At 63.7% G+C, this 16,095-nt stretch carries 18 protein-coding genes and 1 pseudogene; 3 read left to right on the forward strand and 16 right to left on the reverse strand.

Translation table 11 applies throughout. The features are described from left to right. The 13 genes from APH30_RS19780 to APH30_RS19840 form a co-directional block, all read right to left on the reverse strand. Positions 1–281: LD-carboxypeptidase (locus APH30_RS19780; RefSeq protein WP_177333759.1), on the reverse strand; the 281-nt coding region annotated here is incomplete at its 3' end. Between the two features lie 109 nt (positions 282–390). Next, positions 391–1,407, reverse strand: a complete 1,017-nt coding sequence (gene lipA, locus APH30_RS19785) for a lipoyl synthase (protein WP_009685834.1) — start codon at positions 1,405–1,407, stop codon at positions 391–393. Between the two features lie 2 nt (positions 1,408–1,409). Further along, complete coding sequence (gene lipB, locus APH30_RS19790; RefSeq protein WP_009685833.1) at positions 1,410–2,057, reverse strand: lipoyl(octanoyl) transferase LipB; 648 nt, start codon at positions 2,055–2,057, stop codon at positions 1,410–1,412. Then, on the reverse strand, positions 2,057–2,332 hold the full coding sequence (locus tag APH30_RS19795; protein WP_009685832.1) for a DUF493 domain-containing protein: 276 nt from the start codon (positions 2,330–2,332) through the stop codon (positions 2,057–2,059). Before APH30_RS19795 ends, lipB begins: the two co-directional genes overlap by 1 nt. Positions 2,333–2,402: 70 nt before the next feature. Continuing rightward, positions 2,403–3,563 carry a D-alanyl-D-alanine carboxypeptidase family protein gene (locus APH30_RS19800; protein ID WP_054913530.1) on the reverse strand — a complete coding sequence of 387 codons (1,161 nt, stop codon included), beginning with the start codon at positions 3,561–3,563 and terminating at the stop codon, positions 2,403–2,405. A 264-nt stretch (positions 3,564–3,827) separates the two neighbouring features. Beyond that, positions 3,828–4,829 carry a septal ring lytic transglycosylase RlpA family protein gene (locus tag APH30_RS19805; RefSeq protein WP_054906037.1) on the reverse strand — a complete coding sequence of 334 codons (1,002 nt, stop codon included), beginning with the start codon at positions 4,827–4,829 and terminating at the stop codon, positions 3,828–3,830. Continuing rightward, positions 4,829–5,839, reverse strand: coding sequence for a lytic murein transglycosylase B (gene mltB, locus APH30_RS19810; protein ID WP_054913533.1), 1,011 nt, complete (start codon positions 5,837–5,839; stop codon positions 4,829–4,831). The genes APH30_RS19805 and mltB overlap by 1 nt, the downstream gene beginning before the upstream one ends. Before the next feature lie 17 nt (positions 5,840–5,856). After that, positions 5,857–6,960 carry a rod shape-determining protein RodA gene (gene rodA / locus APH30_RS19815; protein WP_009685828.1) on the reverse strand — a complete coding sequence of 368 codons (1,104 nt, stop codon included), beginning with the start codon at positions 6,958–6,960 and terminating at the stop codon, positions 5,857–5,859. 38 nt (positions 6,961–6,998) lie between these two features. Next, positions 6,999–8,888: a penicillin-binding protein 2 gene (gene mrdA, locus APH30_RS19820; protein ID WP_054913531.1), complete on the reverse strand. Its 1,890-nt coding sequence runs from the start codon at positions 8,886–8,888 to the stop codon at positions 6,999–7,001. A gap of 16 nt (positions 8,889–8,904) precedes the next feature. After that, positions 8,905–9,372 carry a 23S rRNA (pseudouridine(1915)-N(3))-methyltransferase RlmH gene (rlmH, locus tag APH30_RS19825; RefSeq protein ID WP_009685826.1) on the reverse strand — a complete coding sequence of 156 codons (468 nt, stop codon included), beginning with the start codon at positions 9,370–9,372 and terminating at the stop codon, positions 8,905–8,907. 10 nt (positions 9,373–9,382) lie between these two features. Further along, positions 9,383–9,802, reverse strand: coding sequence for a ribosome silencing factor (gene rsfS / locus APH30_RS19830; RefSeq protein WP_009685825.1), 420 nt, complete (start codon positions 9,800–9,802; stop codon positions 9,383–9,385). A gap of 43 nt (positions 9,803–9,845) precedes the next feature. Further along, positions 9,846–10,505 (reverse strand): nicotinate-nucleotide adenylyltransferase, encoded by a 660-nt coding sequence (gene nadD, locus APH30_RS19835; protein WP_009685824.1) that lies wholly within the window; start codon positions 10,503–10,505, stop codon positions 9,846–9,848. A gap of 1 nt (position 10,506) precedes the next feature. Then, on the reverse strand, positions 10,507–11,778 hold the full coding sequence (locus tag APH30_RS19840; protein WP_054913532.1) for a glutamate-5-semialdehyde dehydrogenase: 1,272 nt from the start codon (positions 11,776–11,778) through the stop codon (positions 10,507–10,509). Positions 11,779–12,104: 326 nt separating this feature from the next. On the opposite strand from APH30_RS19840, the gene APH30_RS19845 reads away from it, so the two are divergent. After that, positions 12,105–12,773, forward strand: coding sequence for a DNA-3-methyladenine glycosylase (locus APH30_RS19845; RefSeq protein ID WP_029885808.1), 669 nt, complete (start codon positions 12,105–12,107; stop codon positions 12,771–12,773). Positions 12,774–12,775: 2 nt separating this feature from the next. Continuing rightward, positions 12,776–14,092, forward strand: a complete 1,317-nt coding sequence (locus APH30_RS19850; protein WP_054906040.1) for a bifunctional DedA family/phosphatase PAP2 family protein — start codon at positions 12,776–12,778, stop codon at positions 14,090–14,092. Positions 14,093–14,170: 78 nt separating this feature from the next. Here the strand turns inward: APH30_RS19850 and APH30_RS19855 are convergent, their stop codons facing one another. From APH30_RS19855 to APH30_RS19865, 3 genes are read right to left on the reverse strand one after another with little or no spacing between them, the layout of a single operon-like run. Next, positions 14,171–14,761: an LON peptidase substrate-binding domain-containing protein gene (locus APH30_RS19855; RefSeq protein WP_009685818.1), complete on the reverse strand. Its 591-nt coding sequence runs from the start codon at positions 14,759–14,761 to the stop codon at positions 14,171–14,173. Between the two features lie 9 nt (positions 14,762–14,770). Next, entirely contained in the window at positions 14,771–15,487 is a 717-nt protein-coding gene (locus tag APH30_RS19860; RefSeq protein WP_009685817.1) for an LrgB family protein, read from the reverse strand. Further along, positions 15,484–15,846 carry a CidA/LrgA family protein gene (locus APH30_RS19865; protein ID WP_029885805.1) on the reverse strand — a complete coding sequence of 121 codons (363 nt, stop codon included), beginning with the start codon at positions 15,844–15,846 and terminating at the stop codon, positions 15,484–15,486. Before APH30_RS19865 ends, APH30_RS19860 begins: the two co-directional genes overlap by 4 nt. 142 nt (positions 15,847–15,988) lie before the next feature. Between APH30_RS19865 and APH30_RS19870 the strand changes: the two are divergent. Then, positions 15,989–16,095, forward strand: a pseudogene (locus APH30_RS19870) (MaoC family dehydratase); the annotation flags it as partial.

The following is a 16,095-nucleotide window of genomic DNA, read 5'->3' on the forward strand; positions in this document are numbered from 1 at the left end:
ATGCTGCCATAGCCGCCACGCATGCACAGAATGGCGTCGATGGCTGGGTCGGCAAAGGCATCATGCAGGTCTTGCAAACGCTGCTGGTCGGGCCCTGCCAGATAACCCTGGGCCTGCAGGGCACCTGGGAAGATGCGGCACCGGTAACCGCGTTCGGCGAACCACTGGCTGACCTTGCCCGGGTCCAGCCGCGCCGCGCCCGCCGGGGCAATGATGGCGAAGCAGGCGTCCTGCGGGGTTGCCTTGGGCAGGTGGAGGTGAACGCTATCGACACAATTCATCATGCAGCTCCAAACAACTTGTCGCGTGTAGCTTAGGGCTTGTCGGCCACAAAAAAAAATGCCGATGCTGCCCTTTCGGCAAGCATCGGCATTTGTGTTTCAGCCAGGCTCAGAGCTTGATCTTGGCTTCGTGCGCCTGCTGGTCGGCATGGTACGAAGAGCGCACCAGCGGGCCGGAAGCCACGTTCTTGAAGCCCATCTTGTAGCCTTCCTCGGCGAACCAGGCAAAGGTGTCGGGGTGCACGAAACGCTGCACCGGCAGGTGGCTGCGCGACGGTTGCAGGTACTGACCGAGGGTAAGCATGTCGATGTCATGCTCGCGCATGCGGTGCATCACTTCGATCACTTCTTCGTCGGTTTCACCCAGGCCCAGCATCAGGCCCGACTTGGTGGGTACATGCGGCACTAACTGCTTGAACTTCTGCAACAGGTCCAGCGACCAGTCGTAGTCAGAGCCCGGGCGCGCGGCCTTGTACAGGCGCGGCACGGTTTCGAGGTTGTGGTTGAACACATCCGGCGGCTCTTGCGCAGTGATTTCCAGTGCCACGTCCATACGCCCGCGGTAGTCCGGCACCAGGGTTTCCAGTTGCACGCCTGGCGACAGCGCGCGGATTTCGCGGATGCAGTCGGCAAAGTGCTGGGCACCACCGTCACGCAGGTCGTCGCGGTCTACCGAAGTGATCACCACGTACTTCAGGCGCAGGTCAGCGATGGCGACCGCCAGGTTTTTCGGCTCGTCCAGGTCCAGCGGCTTCGGCCGGCCGTGGCCTACGTCGCAGAACGGGCAACGACGGGTGCAGATGTCACCCATGATCATGAAGGTGGCGGTGCCGCCCGAGAAGCACTCACCCAGGTTCGGGCAGGAAGCTTCCTCGCACACGCTGTGCAGCTTGTGCTTGCGCAGCAGTTGCTTGATGCGGTCGACCTCCGGCGAGACGGGGATACGCACGCGAATCCAGTCGGGCTTTTTCGGCAACTCGTCGGTCGGGATGATTTTCACCGGGATGCGCGCCACCTTCTCGGCGCCACGCAGCTTGACCCCGGCTTCCACCTTCTTCGGCGCTGGGCGCGGGGTGGCATCCTGGGTAGGTATCAGGTTGGGCACGGCTTCTTGCACAGTTGTCATATTCAGTCGATTCCGCCCGTGAGGGTCGTCTGCTCAGCGTAGTCGAGGTGCTTGACCAGCTGTCCGCGCAGCCTTGTCCTGACCTCGTCGAGTTCGATCGGGCCTGCCAGGTCACGTAGCTGGGTCATCGCCAGCCCCGCATAACCGCAGGGGTTGATTCGGCGGAATGGCGCAAGGTCCATGTCCACGTTCAGGGCAAGGCCGTGAAACGAACGGCCGTTGCGAATTCGCAGGCCGAGGGAGGCGATTTTCGCTCCATCGACATAGACGCCCGGCGCATCGGGCTTGGCTGAAGCCTGCACGCCATAGCTGGCCAGCAGGTCGATGAGGGTCTGCTCGATACGGCTGACCAGCTCACGTACACCAAAACCCAGCCGGCGTACATCCAGCAGCAGGTAGGCCACCAACTGCCCGGGGCCATGGTAAGTCACCTGGCCGCCGCGGTCGGTCTGCACCACCGGGATGTCACCCGGCACCAGCAGGTGCTCGGCCTTGCCGGCCTGGCCCTGGGTAAAGACCGCAGGGTGCTCGACCAGCCAGATTTCATCCTGGCTGGCCGGACTGCGCTGCTCGGTGAAGCGCCGCATGGCCTCCAGCACCGGTTGGTAGGGCTGCAGGCCAAGCTCGCGAAAACCGAGGCAGGCGGGCATCAGAGCACCATTTTCACGATACCGGTAGCGCGCAGGGCGCTGTTGATATCGTGCAGCTGGTTCTCGCTTTCGGCAACGATGTGCAGTTGCACGGTGGTGTACTTGCCTTCCTTGCTCTGGCGTTCGGCCAGGGTGGAAAGGTCGACTTTGGCGTGCTTGCTGAGAATCTCGATAACCGTGTCCTTGAAGCCGACAACGGTGTCACCGATGACTTTGATCGGGTAATCGGCGCAAGGGAATTCGATCTTGTGCGACTTGACGTCTGGTTCGCTCATGGCGGAAACGGCCTCGTAAGCCGTGGCAACAACACCCCCGCGTGATGCGCGGGGGTGTGCAGGTCACGTATCAGTTGAACAACCCGTAGAAGAATAGACGGATGCTATCCCACATACGGCGGAAGAAACCACCTTCCTCGACGCCATCGAGGGCGATCAGGTCAGCGCTGTGAACCACTTTCTCGTCCAGTTTGACTTCCACTTTGCCGATCACGTCACCTTTGGCGATTGGCGCGGTGAGCTGCGGGTTCATGGTCATCGTGGCGACCAGGCGCTTGAGCTGGCCTTTAGGCATGGTCATGGTCAGGTCGTCGGCCAGGCCGGCCTTGACTTGGCCAGTGGCGCCCTTCCACACCGGCGCCTGGGTCAGCTCGGTGCCCTTCTGGTAGAAGGTCTGGGTTTCGAAGAAGCGGAAGCCGTAGGTCAGCAGCTTCTGGGTTTCGGCAGCACGCGCTTGTTCGCTGTTGGTGCCGAACACCACCGCGATCAGGCGCTGGCCATCGCGTACCGCCGAAGCCACCATGCAGTAGCCTGCTTCTTCGGTGTGGCCGGTTTTCAGGCCGTCGACGGTCTTGTCACGCCACAGCAGCAGGTTGCGGTTAGGCTGCTTGATGTTGTTCCAGAAGAACTCTTTCTGCGAATAGATGGCGTAGTGCGCCGGGTCGACGTTGATGATCGCCCGGGCCAGTACCGCCATGTCATGGGCCGACGAGTAGTGGTCCGGGTTCGGCAGGCCAGTCGGGTTCATGAAGTGGCTGTTGGTCATGCCCAGGTCGGCCGCGGTCTTGTTCATCATGTCGGCGAAGGCATCTTCGCTGCCGGCGATGTGCTCGGACAGGGCGACCGAGGCATCGTTGCCGGACTGGATGATGATGCCGTGCAGCAGGTCGCTGACGGAGACCTGGCTGCCAACCTTGATGAACATGCGCGAACCGCCGGTACGCCAGGCGTTTTCACTGACGGTAACCGGGTCGTTCTCGCCGATCTGGCCACGGCGGATGTCTAGGGTGGCGATGTAGGCGGTCATCAGCTTGGTCAGGCTGGCTGGCGGCAGGCGCTCGTCACCGTTGTTTTCGACCAGCACGTTGCCGCTGGACGCGTCCATGAGTACGTAGGACTTGGCTGCCAGTTGCGGTGGTGCCGGTGTCATCTGCTCGGCCGCGAAGGCAGCAGGCGTGATCAGCAGCAGTACAGGCAGGCAAAGTCGTTTGGCAAGGTTGGTGATGTTCATCCGTCTCTCGAAAATCGCTAATGGTCTGATGTTCCCTGGGCAACATCATGCGCCCAGCGCCAGTCAGTCTAGTTTTATGGCCAGAGGCCTGGCCCGCTACAGTGCGGCTTGATGTCGCTGCGGGCAAAAGCCGACATTGTACATGGCCGAGCCCGGCAGTTCATGACAAAACCGACAGCAAGAGTTTCAAGCTGCAAGCCGAAAGACAAAGCGGGTGGGCGCAGGGGCTTCTTGCAGCTTGCAGCCGGTTGCTTGTAGCTGAGCTCAGTCTGTGACCAGCTTGGCCTGCCCCAAGTTCGCCAGGCGGATGCTGTCCTGGGCTTGCTGGATCTCGCCCTGGCTGCCGATCGGCCCCAGCCGCACGCGGTGCAGGGTCTGCTGGTTACGCACGATCGAGCTGATGAACACCGGCGCGCTGACCATGGTGCTGAGCTTGGAGCGCAGCAATTCGGCGGCATCCGGGTTGGCGAAGGCACCCACCTGCAGGAAGCTGCCGCCATTGCCACCCGGGACGTTGTTGCCCCCTACCTGTACCGGCACCACCGGCGCCGCGTGCTGCTGCGGCGGCGGCGTCCATTGCTCGACCCGCCCGGTCGTGGCCGGCACCGCCTGGGTCTGGGCCACCTGGGGCTCCTTCAGCACCATCGGTGGGGTCTGGCCACGCTGGGCCCACCATTGCTGCGGGTCGATGCCCTCGACACGCACGTGTGCGGTGCCGATTTCGGCATAGCCGAGCTTTTTCGCTGCGGCATAGGACAGGTCGATGATGCGGTCGGAATAGAACGGCCCACGGTCATTGACCCGCAGAATCACGCTACGGCCGTTGGCCAGGTTGGTCACGCGCACATAGGCCGGCAGCGGCAAGGTCTTGTGCGCGGCACTCATGCCGTACAGGTCGTACAGCTCACCATTGGCGGTGTTCTGCCCGTGAAACTTGGTGCCGTACCAGGACGCGGTACCCTCGGCGCGGTAGTTGCGCGAGTCCTGCATGGGGTAGTAGGTCTTGCCCAGCACCGTGTAGGGGTTGGCCTTGTAGTTACCCGTGTGCACGGTCGGCGTGGCGTCGGGGATCTTGTTCACATCCACGTCCCACCACGGCGCGCCATCCTTGTGTGCCCGGTTGATATCCAGGCCCGGCTGGCTGCGTACCACGTTGCCGCTGCTTTTTTGCGGGGCCGGGCGGTTGGAAGAGCAACTGGCCAGCACCAGGCCAACGGCGAGGCAGGTGAGCAGCTTGAAAGAGTGTGCAGAGATGATTGCGCGCATTACTTGACGCCCCGTACTTGAACCAGCTGTTCCGCGAGCTGATGCACCGCCATGGCATACATCACGCTGCGGTTGTAGCGAGTGATCGCGTAGAAGTTCTTCAGCCCCATCCAGTACTCGGGGCCATTGTCGCCTTCGAGCCGGAAGGCCGTAACTGACAGATCATCGCGCAGCGAATCATGAACCGACCAGCCAAGCGCGCGCAACTCCCCCGCGGTCTTGACCGGCTCGATACCGGTGGTCAGGCCTTCGTCGGCGCGCGCACCTTCTACCCAGGCGCGGCTGACCACGCCTTCGCCGGCTACCCAGCCGTGGCGCTTGAAGTAGTTGGCCACGCTGCCAATGGCATCGTCCGGGTTGTTCCAGATGTTGATGTGGCCGTCACCGTCGAAGTCCACCGCGTAGTTGCGAAAACTGCTCGGCATGAACTGTGGAAGGCCCATGGCACCGGCGTAGGAGCCTTTGAGGGTCAACGGGTCCAGCTGCTCGTCGCGCGCCAACAGCAGGAACTCACGCAGCTCCTTGCGGAAGAACTCGGCGCGCGGCGGGTAGTCGAAGCCCAGCGTCGACAGGGCATCGATCACCCGGTAGTTGCCGGTGTTGCGGCCGAAGAAGGTTTCGACACCGATGATCGCGACGATATATTGCGCCGGCACCCCGTATTCCTGCTCCGCGCGGGCCAGCACCGCCTCGTGCTGACGCCAGAAGTCCACCCCACGGGCAATGCGCGCATCGGTGATGAACATCGGCCGGTAGTCCTTCCACGGCTTTACCCGCTCGGCAGGGCGCGAGATGGCATCCAGAATCGACTGCTTGCGCTGCACCTCACGGAACACACCCATCAGCTGCTCCGGGGCAAAACCGTAGTCACGGCTCATTTCGCCCACCAGCTCGGCCACCTGTGGCGAACCCTCATAGTCCCCGGCATGGGCCAGCTGTACAGCGCCGAACAGGCCCACCGCGCCGACCCACGGCGCACAACGGGCAGCCCAGTTACGCACTGCTTGCATCAAATTGTTCACCTTTTTCAAACCTGTGCGATCCATTTTCGGTGCGTATGGATCGACATGAGAACGCCAAACGCTGACAGCAGCGTTACCAAGGATGTTCCGCCATAGCTGATAAAGGGCAGCGGCACGCCCACTACGGGCAGCAGGCCGCTGACCATGCCGATATTGACGAATACGTAGACAAAGAAGGTCATGGTCAGGCTACCTGCCAGCAGCTTGCCGAACAGGGTCTGGGCCTGGGCGGTAATCATCAGGCCACGGCCGATCAGCAGCAGGTAGACGATCAGCAGCAGGCAGATACCGACCAGGCCGAACTCCTCGCCGAGCACGGCGATGATGAAGTCGGTATGGCTTTCCGGAAGGAAGTCCAGGTGCGACTGGGTGCCGAGCAGCCAGCCTTTGCCGAACACCCCGCCCGAACCGATTGCCGCCTTGGACTGGATGATGTTCCAGCCGGTGCCCAGCGGGTCGCTTTCCGGGTCGAGGAAGGTCAGTACCCGCTGCTTCTGATAGTCGTGCATGACAAAGAACCACATCGCCACCGCCACCGGCACCGCCGCTGCCAATACGCTGAGGATCCAGCGCCAGCGCAGGCCACCCATGAACAGCACGAAGGCGCCCGATGCCAGGATCAGCAGTGCGGTGCCCAGGTCGGGCTGGCGCACGATCAGAATGAATGGCACGCCGATCAGCACCAGGCTGATGGCCACGTGCTTCAGGTGCGGCGGCAAGGTGCGCTTGGACAGGTACCAGGCAATGGTCGCCGGCATGATGATCTTCATGAATTCCGAGGGCTGGAAGCGGATCACCCCCGGGATGTTGATCCAGCGCGTGGCGCCCATGGCGTTATGGCCCATCACGTCCACCACCACCAGCAGCAGCACCCCGGTGAGGTAGGCCAGCGGCACCCAGCGGGCCATGAAGCGCGGCTCCAGCTGGGCGATGACGAACATCGACACCAGACCGATGCCGAACGAGGTCGCCTGCTTGAGCAGCAGGTCCCAGTTCTTGCCGCTGGCCGAATACAGCACGAACAGGCTGCCGGCGGCGAGGGTCAGCAGAATGATCAGCAAGGGGCCGTCGACATGAATGCGCTGCAGGAAGCTGGCGCGCCGACGCATCACATCCTCACTGGAGAGCATGCGATCGAAATTGTTCATCACAGGGCTGATTCCTGGGTAGCGGTAGCAGGCGCGAACTCGGGCTTGAGACGGCCATTTTCGTCGAGCAGCCAGGCGTCCATGATCTGGCGGACCACCGGTGCCGCAACACCCGAACCGGACTCGCCGTTCTCGACCATCACCGACACCACGATCTGCGGGGCTTCGGCTGGAGCGAAGGCAACGAACAGGGCGTGGTCACGGTGGCGCTCCTGGAGTTTGTTACGGTCGTACTTTTCACCCTGCTTGATCGCCACTACCTGGGCGGTACCGCTCTTGCCGGCGATGCGGTACTGGGCACCGAGGGCGGCCTTGCGTGCGGTACCGCGGGCGTTGTGCATCACCTGCTCCATGCCATGGGTGACCTTGGCCCAGTCCGACTTGTCCCGCAGCACGATATTCGCCATGGGGTTTTCGTCCACCGGCGGCTGGCCTTCGATGGTCTTGGCCAGGTGCGGGCGGTTCCATACGCCTTTGTTGGCGATCAGCGCAGTGGCCTGGGCCAGTTGCAACGGCGTCGCCTGCATGTAGCCCTGGCCAATGCCCAGGATCAGGGTTTCACCGGGGAACCAGGCCTGGCGGCGGGTGGCGCGCTTCCATTCCCGCGATGGCATCAGCCCGGCAGATTCCTCGAACATGTCCAGCGATACCCGCTGGCCGATGCCGAACTTGTTCATGTAACTGGACAGCCGGTCGATGCCCATCTTGTGCGCAAGGTCGTAGAAGTAGGTGTCGTTGGAGCGCATGATCGCGGTGTCCAGGTCGACCCAGCCATCACCCGAGCGGTTCCAGTTACGGTATTTGTGGTCGTAGTTGGGCAGTTGGTAGTAGCCAGGGTCGAATACCCGGCTACTGGCGTTGACCACACCGCTGTCCAGGCCGGCAATCGCCACCGCCGGCTTGATGGTGGAGCCCGGCGGGTACAAGCCGCGCAACACGCGGTTGAACAGCGGCCGGTCGATCGAATCACGCAACTCGGCATACGCCTTGAAGCTGATGCCGGTGACGAACAGGTTGGGATCGAAGCTTGGCTGGCTGACCATGGCCAGAACCTCGCCAGTGCGCGGGTCCAGCGCCACCACGGCGCCCCGGCGGCCACCCAGGGCGGCCTCGGCGGCTTCCTGCAGCTTGATGTCCAGGCTCAGCACGATGTCCTTGCCCGGCTTGGGGTCGGTGCGCTTGAGCACCCGCAGCACGCGGCCGCGGGCGTTGGTCTCGACTTCCTCGTAACCGACCTGGCCGTGCAGCGCATCCTCGTAGAAGCGCTCGATGCCGGTCTTGCCGATATGGTGGGTACCGCTGTAGTTCACCGGGTCGAGGGTTTTCAGCTCTTTCTCGTTGATCCGCCCCACGTAACCCACCGAGTGGGCGAAGTGCGCCCCCTGTGGGTAATGCCGCACCAGCTGCGCGACCACCTCGACACCCGGCAGGCGGAACTGGTTTACCGCCACCCGGGCAATCTGTTCTTCGTTGAGCTCGAACAGGATCGGCACCGGCTCGAACGGCCGGCGGCCCTGGCGCATGCGCTTCTCGAACAGGGCGCGGTCGTCTTCGGTCAATTCCAGGACTTCGACGATGGTGTCCAGTACTTCCTGCCAGTTCCCCGCGCTTTCGCGGGTCATCGACAGGCTGAAACTGGGCCGGTTGTCGGCCACGATCACGCCGTTACGGTCGAAGATCAACCCGCGGGTCGGCGGGATCGGCTGCACATGCACCCGGTTGTTCTCCGACAGCGTGGAGTGGTAGTCGTACTGGATGATCTGCAGGTAGTACAGCCGCGCGATCAGCACGCACACCAGCAGCACCACCGCGATTGCGCCGACCACGACGCGGTTACGCACCAGGCGGGCGTCTTTCTCGTGGTCCTTGAGACGGATCGGCTGCGACATCGGACGGCTTACAGGCTCATTTGTGGTAAGGGTGCCCGGACAACACGGTCCAGGCGCGGTAGATCTGCTCGCCGATGAGTATCCTTACCAACGGGTGTGGCAGGGTCAGCGGCGACAGCGACCAGCGTTGCTCGGCGCGCGCGCAAACCTCAGGCGCCAGGCCCTCCGGGCCGCCCACCATCAAATTGACCGTGCGCGCGTCCAGCCGCCAGCGATCCAGCTCGCCCGCCAGTTGCTCGGTACTCCAGGGCTTGCCATGGACCTCCAGGGTAACGATGCGTTCCCCGGGCTGCACCTTGCTCAGCATGGCCTCGCCCTCCTGACGGATCAGGCGGGCGACGTCGGCATTCTTGCCACGGGTGTTCAGCGGAATTTCCACCAGCTCCAGCGACAGCTCGGCGGGCAGGCGCTTGGCATATTCATGCCAGCCTTCCTCGACCCACTTCGGCATGCGCGAGCCGACCGCAATCAGGCGCAAACGCACGGCGCTGCCCTTATTCGCGGTCTTTGAGCTTGTCGGAGTACTCGTGGGCATGGTCCGGGCTGTGGTGCTTGCCATCGGCAGCACGGCTTTGCTCGGCGCCTTGCCACAGGCGCTCCAGGTCGTAGAACTGGCGCGCAGCGGCGGTCATCATGTGCACGATGACGTCGTTCAGGTCCAGCAGCACCCAATCGCTGTCGCCCTTGCCTTCTTCGCCCAGAGGCTGTGCGCCCTTGGCCTTGACGGCTTCACGGACCTTTTCGGCCATGGCGTTGATCTGGCGGTTGGAGGTACCGGTGGCAATGATCATGTAATCGGTCAGGCTGTGCTTCTCGCGCACGTCGATGACCTGGATGTCCTGGGCCTTAACGTCTTCCAGCGCGGCCTTGGTCACTGCGACCAGTTCTTCGCCGTAAATTTTCTGCTTGGTCATATAAAACTCGTTCAACTCGTTGGATGAGGCGCCAGGGGCGCCGTCAGTTGGGCGCACGATACAGTTCGTGCGCCTCGATATAGGCCAGTACGGCGTCCGGCACCAGGAACCTCACCGATTTGCCGCTGGCCAGCAGCTGTCGGATCTGTGTAGCCGACACCGCAAGCGGTGTCTGCCAGACGAACGAAATATTTCCCGCCGGGCCGGACATGGCGGTGGGATCGCTCTCCGAGCGCGCAGCCAGCAGGTTGCGCAGCTCGTCAGGGGGTTCTACGTCGGCATCCGGGCGTTGCAGCACCAGAATGTGACAGTGTTGCAGCAATTCTTCCCAGCGGTGCCAGTTGGGCAAGCCACAGAAGGCATCCCAGCCCAGCACCAGGAACAACTGGTCGTTACCGGCCAGTTCGGCACGGACCGACTCCAGTGTGTCGATGGTGTACGACGGCTTGTCACGCTCGAGCTCGCGGGCGTCGACGCTCAGGCAGGCCACCCCTTGTACTGCTTCGCGCACCATGGCCAGGCGGTCTTGCGCGGCCACCTGCGGGGTATCGCGGTGCGGCGGCCGGGCATTGGGCAGCAGGCGCAGTTCGTCCAGCCCCATGAACTCGGCCACTTCCAGCGCGCTGCGCAGGTGGCCGATGTGCACCGGATCGAACGTTCCGCCGAGAATGCCGATGCGCCGGACTGCCTGGGCTTTGCTCAACTCAGCAGGACCCCTGACCGCGCAACTGGCCGTCACCGATGACGACGTATTTTTCGCAGGTCAGCCCCTCCAGGCCGACGGGGCCGCGGGCATGCAGCTTGTCGGTGGAAATGCCGATTTCCGCGCCCAGCCCGTACTCGAAGCCATCGGCGAAACAGGTTGGGGTGTTGAGCATGACCGATGCCGAATCGACCTCGGCCATGAACTGGCGGGCTTCGCCTTGGTGTTCGCTGATGATCGAGTCGGTGTGGTGCGAGCCATAGTGATTGATGTGTTCGATAGCCTGGTCCAGGCCGTCGACCACGCGGATCGCCAGGATCGCGTCCAGGTACTCGGTGTGCCAGTCGTCTTCGGTAGCCGGTTCGGCGTCGATGATTGCCTGGGTGCGCTCGCAACCCCGCAGTTCCACGCCTTTGTCCCGGAAGCGGCGGGCCATTTCCGGCAGGAAGCGCTCGGCCACCTGCTGGTCGACCAGCAGCGTTTCCATGGCCCCGCAAATGCCGTAGCGGTATGTCTTGGCGTTGAATGCCACATTCCAGGCCTTGTCCAGGTCGGCATGCTGGCTGACATAGATGTGGCAGATACCGTCCAGGTGCTTGATCACCGGCACACGGGCATCGCGGCTGATGCGCTCGATGAGGCCACGGCCACCACGGGGGACGATGACATCGACGAACGCAGGCATGCTGATCAGCGCGCCCACGGCCTCGCGGTCGGTGGTTTCGACCACCTGGACCACCGCGGCCGGCAGGTCGGCAGCGGCCAGGCCACGCTGGATGCAGGTGGCGATGGCGCGGTTGGAATGAATGGCTTCGGAGCCCCCACGCAGGATGGTGGCGTTACCCGACTTCAGGCACAGGCTGGCGGCATCGATGGTCACGTTGGGGCGCGACTCGTAGATAATCCCGATCACCCCCAGTGGCGTACGCATCTTGCCGACTTGGATGCCCGATGGGCGGTAGCTCATGTCCCGGATGGCGCCCACCGGGTCCGGCAGACTGGCCACCTGGCGCAGGCCGGTGATCATGCCGTCGATGCGGGCCGGGGTCAGCGCCAGGCGGTCCAGCAGCGCAGGCTCCAGGCCATTGGCACGGCCGGCGGCCAGGTCCAGTTCGTTGGCAGCGGTGAGCTCGGCGCGGGCAGCATCCAGCGCATCGGCGGCGGCCAACAGGGCGCGGTTCTTCTGCGCAGTGCTGGCACGGCCGATGACCCGGGACGCCTCGCGGGCAGCGCGACCCAGGCGGGTCATATAGTCAAGAACGGACTCAGTCATGGGTTCGGTGTCTTGGCGAAGGGGAAATCGGCTGATTATAACTGCCGCGCAGGTATACGCCCAGCGGTGGGTGGCGGATGGTCGAAAATGGCCTGGGCAATATGCAGGAAAGATGTAACCTCTCTTATCGAAATCACTCTCCTGCTGTGGCCCTTTCGCGGGCGCGCCCGCTCCCACAGGGATTTCACAAGGCCTTGGGCCATGCAGTACCTGTGGGAGCGGGCATGCCCGCGAAGGGGCCGGCCCCGCCAACACCACACTCGATTCAGCCTCGATTAAGCCATTCATTGCTATTATCCGGCGTCCCCAAACCGCGAACAGCCCGCATGCCAGCCCTGCCCGACAGCTTTTTCGACCGCGACGCCCAAACCCTGGCCAAAGCCCTGCTGGGCAAGGTCATCCGCCATCGCCAGGGCGACCTGTGGCTGGCGGCGCGCATCATCGAAACCGAGGCCTACTACCTCACCGACAAAGGCAGCCATGCCTCGCTCGGCTACACCGAGAAGCGCAAGGCGCTGTTCCTCGATGGCGGGCATATCTACATGTACTACGCGCGCGGCGGCGACTCGCTGAACTTCAGCGCCCACGGCCCTGGCAACGCAGTGCTCATCAAGTCCGCCTATCCTTGGCAGGACGCCCGCTCGGGCCCCAACAGCCTGGCCCAGATGCAACTGAACAACCCCGATGCCAGTGGCAAGCTGCGCCCGCCGGAACGCCTGTGCGCCGGGCAAACGCTGCTGTGCCGCGCCCTGGGCTTGAAAGTGCCACAGTGGGACGCCCGGCGCTTCGACGCCGAGCGCCTGTATGTGGAGGATTGTGGCAGCCCCGTGCCGAAGGTGATCCAGGCCACCCGCCTGGGTATCCCGCACGGGCGCGACGAGCACCTGCCATACCGCTTCGTCGATGCCGAGTACGCGCGTTTCTGCACGCGGAACCCCTTGCGCCGCGGCCAAGTCGAAGGTCGCGATTTCTTCATTCTCGAACAAGGAAGCTGACCATGGGCCAATGGCTCGACAGCCTGACCGGCTGGCTCAGCGCCAACCCCCAGTGGCTTGGCGTGGCGATTTTCCTGGTGGCCTGCGTCGAATGCCTGGCCATCGCCGGCATCATCGTGCCGGGTACGGTGCTGCTGTTCGCCGTGGCGGTACTGGCCGGTAGCGGCACCTTCAGCCTGGGCGAGACCTTGCTGCTGGGTTTTCTCGGCGGGCTGCTGGGCGACGCCCTGTCATACACGGTGGGCAAGTACTTCCACCAGAACATCCGCCGGCTGCCATTGCTGCGCCATCACCCGGAGTGGATCGGCAGTGCCGAAACCTACTTCCAGCGCTACGGCATCGCCAGCCTGCTGGTCGGCCGCTTCATCGGCCCGCTGCGCCCCATGCTGCCGATGGTCGCCGGCATGTTCGACATGCCGCTGCCACGCTTCATCGCCGTCAGCCTGGTGGCCGGCGCGGGTTGGTCAGTGGCCTACCTGCTGCCTGGCTGGGCCACGGGGGCTGCCATGCGCCTACCCTTGCCAGAGGGCTTCTGGCTGGACGCCGGCATCCTCGCCGGCGGCCTGGCCGTGTTGATCGGCCTGAGCCTGAACAGCAGCATTCGCGATCAACGCCACGGCACCCGGCTGGTTGCCGGCTTGAGCCTGATCGCCCTGGCCGGCATTTTTCTGGGCTGGCCGTACCTGCATGAATTCGACCAAGGCGTGATGACCCTGGTGCAGGAGCACCGCAGCCAGGCCATCGATGGCACCGTGGTCCTGGTCACCCGCCTGGGCGACTTCAGAACCCAACTGTTCCTGGGCGGCTTGCTGACGGGCCTGTTGCTACTGGCCCGGCAATGGCGTCACGCCGTGTTCGCCGGCGGCGCGCTGATGGGCACGGCAATCGCCAATGGCACCCTCAAATGGCTGTTTGCCCGTGCCCGGCCCGAGGTACTGAGCGACCCGCTGACCAGCTACAGCATGCCCAGCGGGCACAGCTCGGCATCGTTTGCCTTCTTCCTGGTGATGGCGGTGCTGGCCGGGCGCGGTCAGCCGCCGCGGATGCGCCTGACCTGGGTGATGCTGGGCTGCATTCCAGCGCTGGCGATTGCCTTGTCGCGGGTCTACCTGGGTGCTCACTGGCCCACCGATATCCTCGCCGGGGCCCTGCTGGCCTGCTGCGTGTGCGCCTTCAGCCTGACCCTGGTGCAGTACCGCCAGCCGCTGCCGGCCTTGCCGCAGCGGGTATGGTGGCTGGTGTTGCCGGCCTGCGTGGCGCTGCTGGCCTTTTTTGCCATGCATGCACTGCCGCAGGCGTTGGCCAGGTATCACTATTGATGTTGCCGGCCTGTTGATGGGGCAAGCCGCTACCACACAGGCTCCGCTACCAACAGGCCGGCGCAGGCAACTCTCTCCTCAGGCAAACAGCTCGCCCTGAATCCGCTCCAGCAATTTCTGGATCTCGCCCAGCCGCTGCTGCGGCGAGTCGAGGCTCAGCAAGTCCAGCTTGTCTTCTTCCATGAACGGCAGCAGGTAAGCCAGCTGGTTGGCCAGCGCCTGGCGCCCGTCCAGCGGGCGCGGCATGTCCAGCGCCTCGACCATCGGGTGCTCACCCAAGGCCACCAGCAGCGCCACCAGGTCATCGTCCGCTTCCAGCAACGGGCTGTCGGCCTGCTCGGCCAGCCACTGCACCTGCCCTACCAGCAACTGGTCCTTTTGCACCTCGGTGCTGTCCAGGTTGAAGCGCCGCACGCCTTCGACGCGAATGCCCAGCAAGCCGTTGTCCTGCTGTACGAAATCGCGGATCAGCGCCTCGCAGCCGATCGAGGCGACCGTCGGCGGCGCCTTGCCCACCTGCTCGCCCTCCAGGATGCACACCACGCCAAACCCTTCGCCCTGCTTCATGCAGCGCCCGATCATGTCGAGGTAGCGCGCCTCGAAAATCTGCAAGTCGAGAAAGCAGCCAGGAAACAGCACGGTATTGAGCGGAAACAGCGGTAGCGTCATCACCAGTCCTCAGGCCACCAGGCTCACCGCCAACGGCAGGAACACCGCCGTGGCTACGCCCATCAGGCTCATTGCAAGCGCGGCAAAGGCGCCGCATTCGTCACTTTCCTGCAGGGCCACCGAAGTGCCCACCGCGTGCGCAGTCACCCCCAGCGACATGCCGCGGGCTTCCGGGCTGTGCACGCCAACACGGCTGAGCAGCGCCGGGCCGAAGATGGCGCCGATTACCCCGGTAATCAGTACGAACACCGCTGCCAGGGCAGCGACCCCGCCAATCTGTTCGGCCACCAGCATGGCAATCGGCGAGGTGACCGACTTGGGCGCCATGGTCATCAGGATCATGTGCTCGGCACCGAACCACCAGCCCAGCAGCAGGCAACACAGGGTGGCAAACAGCCCCCCGACTACCAGCGTAGTAAAGATGGGCCAGAACAACTGCCGGATGCGCCGCAGGTTGAGGTACAAAGGCACCGCCAGGGCCACGGTGGCCGGGCCCAGCAGAGTATTCATGATTTGCGTGCTGTTGCGGTATTCGCTGTAGTCGATGCCGCACGCCAGCAGCACGCCGATCACCAGCAGCATCGACACCAACACCGGCTGCAGGAAGATCCAGCGCGTCTTGTCGTAGGCGGCGAGCACCAGTTGGTAGGCCGCCAGGGTGAGACCGATGCCAAACAAAGGGTGGTGCACGACTGCATCCAGGGCGCCTTGCCAGTCAAGCATCATGGCTGCTCCTCGCGCTTGCTCTGGCGCTGGATCAGTTTCTGCATCAGCACCCCGACGAAAACCAAGGTCAGCAGGCAGGAAATCAGCAGGGCGCCGACAATCGCCCAGAAGTCGGCAGCGATATCCCGGGCATAGACCATCACCCCCACCGCCGGCGGCACCAGCAACAGCGGCAGGTAGCGCAGCAGGCTGCTGGCCGCTTCATTCAGCGGCTTGCCAACCTCGCCGCGGGCCATGAGGAAGCCCAACAGCAGCAACAGGCCAATGATCGGGCCCGGCAAAACCGGCAGCAACAGGTGGTTGATCGCCGTTCCCAACAGCTGGAACAGCACCAGCCAGGTCAGACCACGCAACAGCATAAGCATCTCCCTTGGGCATGGCGCCATTATAAGCACGCCGTGCTATAGATCGATATTCGCCGAAAAGCGGACAACTTGACTGCAATGGCCGAGCGTGCTGATCTTGCACTTTCGTACCAACTGACAACCTGGAGAGTCCGCGATGCCCTATGTACCGGTTACAGAGCTTTCGCAATACGTTGGTAAGGAACTGGGCCGCTCGGCCTGGCTGAAGATCGACCAGCAGCGCATCAACCTGTTCGCCGAAGC

It is taken from the genome of Pseudomonas sp. NBRC 111127, assembly GCF_001320345.1.
Lineage (GTDB): Bacteria > Pseudomonadota > Gammaproteobacteria > Pseudomonadales > Pseudomonadaceae > Aquipseudomonas > Aquipseudomonas juntendi.

What these genes read in the sequence shown, in the direction of transcription:
- lipA (WP_009685834.1), bottom strand. Translation starts at nt 1,407, where the DNA reads ATGACAACTGTGCAAGAAGCCGTGCCCAACCTGATACCTACCCAGGAT.
- lipB (WP_009685833.1), bottom strand. Translation starts at nt 2,057, where the DNA reads ATGCCCGCCTGCCTCGGTTTTCGCGAGCTTGGCCTGCAGCCCTACCAA.
- APH30_RS19795 (WP_009685832.1), bottom strand. Translation starts at nt 2,332, where the DNA reads ATGAGCGAACCAGACGTCAAGTCGCACAAGATCGAATTCCCTTGCGCC.
- APH30_RS19800 (WP_054913530.1), bottom strand. Translation starts at nt 3,563, where the DNA reads ATGAACATCACCAACCTTGCCAAACGACTTTGCCTGCCTGTACTGCTG.
- APH30_RS19805 (WP_054906037.1), bottom strand. Translation starts at nt 4,829, where the DNA reads ATGCGCGCAATCATCTCTGCACACTCTTTCAAGCTGCTCACCTGCCTC.
- mltB (WP_054913533.1), bottom strand. Translation starts at nt 5,839, where the DNA reads ATGCAAGCAGTGCGTAACTGGGCTGCCCGTTGTGCGCCGTGGGTCGGC.
- rodA (WP_009685828.1), bottom strand. Translation starts at nt 6,960, where the DNA reads ATGCGTCGGCGCGCCAGCTTCCTGCAGCGCATTCATGTCGACGGCCCC.
- mrdA (WP_054913531.1), bottom strand. Translation starts at nt 8,888, where the DNA reads ATGTCGCAGCCGATCCGTCTCAAGGACCACGAGAAAGACGCCCGCCTG.
- rsfS (WP_009685825.1), bottom strand. Translation starts at nt 9,802, where the DNA reads ATGACCAAGCAGAAAATTTACGGCGAAGAACTGGTCGCAGTGACCAAG.
- APH30_RS19840 (WP_054913532.1), bottom strand. Translation starts at nt 11,778, where the DNA reads ATGACTGAGTCCGTTCTTGACTATATGACCCGCCTGGGTCGCGCTGCC.
- APH30_RS19845 (WP_029885808.1), top strand. Translation starts at nt 12,105, where the DNA reads ATGCCAGCCCTGCCCGACAGCTTTTTCGACCGCGACGCCCAAACCCTG.
- APH30_RS19850 (WP_054906040.1), top strand. Translation starts at nt 12,776, where the DNA reads ATGGGCCAATGGCTCGACAGCCTGACCGGCTGGCTCAGCGCCAACCCC.
- APH30_RS19855 (WP_009685818.1), bottom strand. Translation starts at nt 14,761, where the DNA reads ATGACGCTACCGCTGTTTCCGCTCAATACCGTGCTGTTTCCTGGCTGC.
- APH30_RS19860 (WP_009685817.1), bottom strand. Translation starts at nt 15,487, where the DNA reads ATGATGCTTGACTGGCAAGGCGCCCTGGATGCAGTCGTGCACCACCCT.
- APH30_RS19865 (WP_029885805.1), bottom strand. Translation starts at nt 15,846, where the DNA reads ATGCTGTTGCGTGGTCTGACCTGGCTGGTGCTGTTCCAGCTGTTGGGA.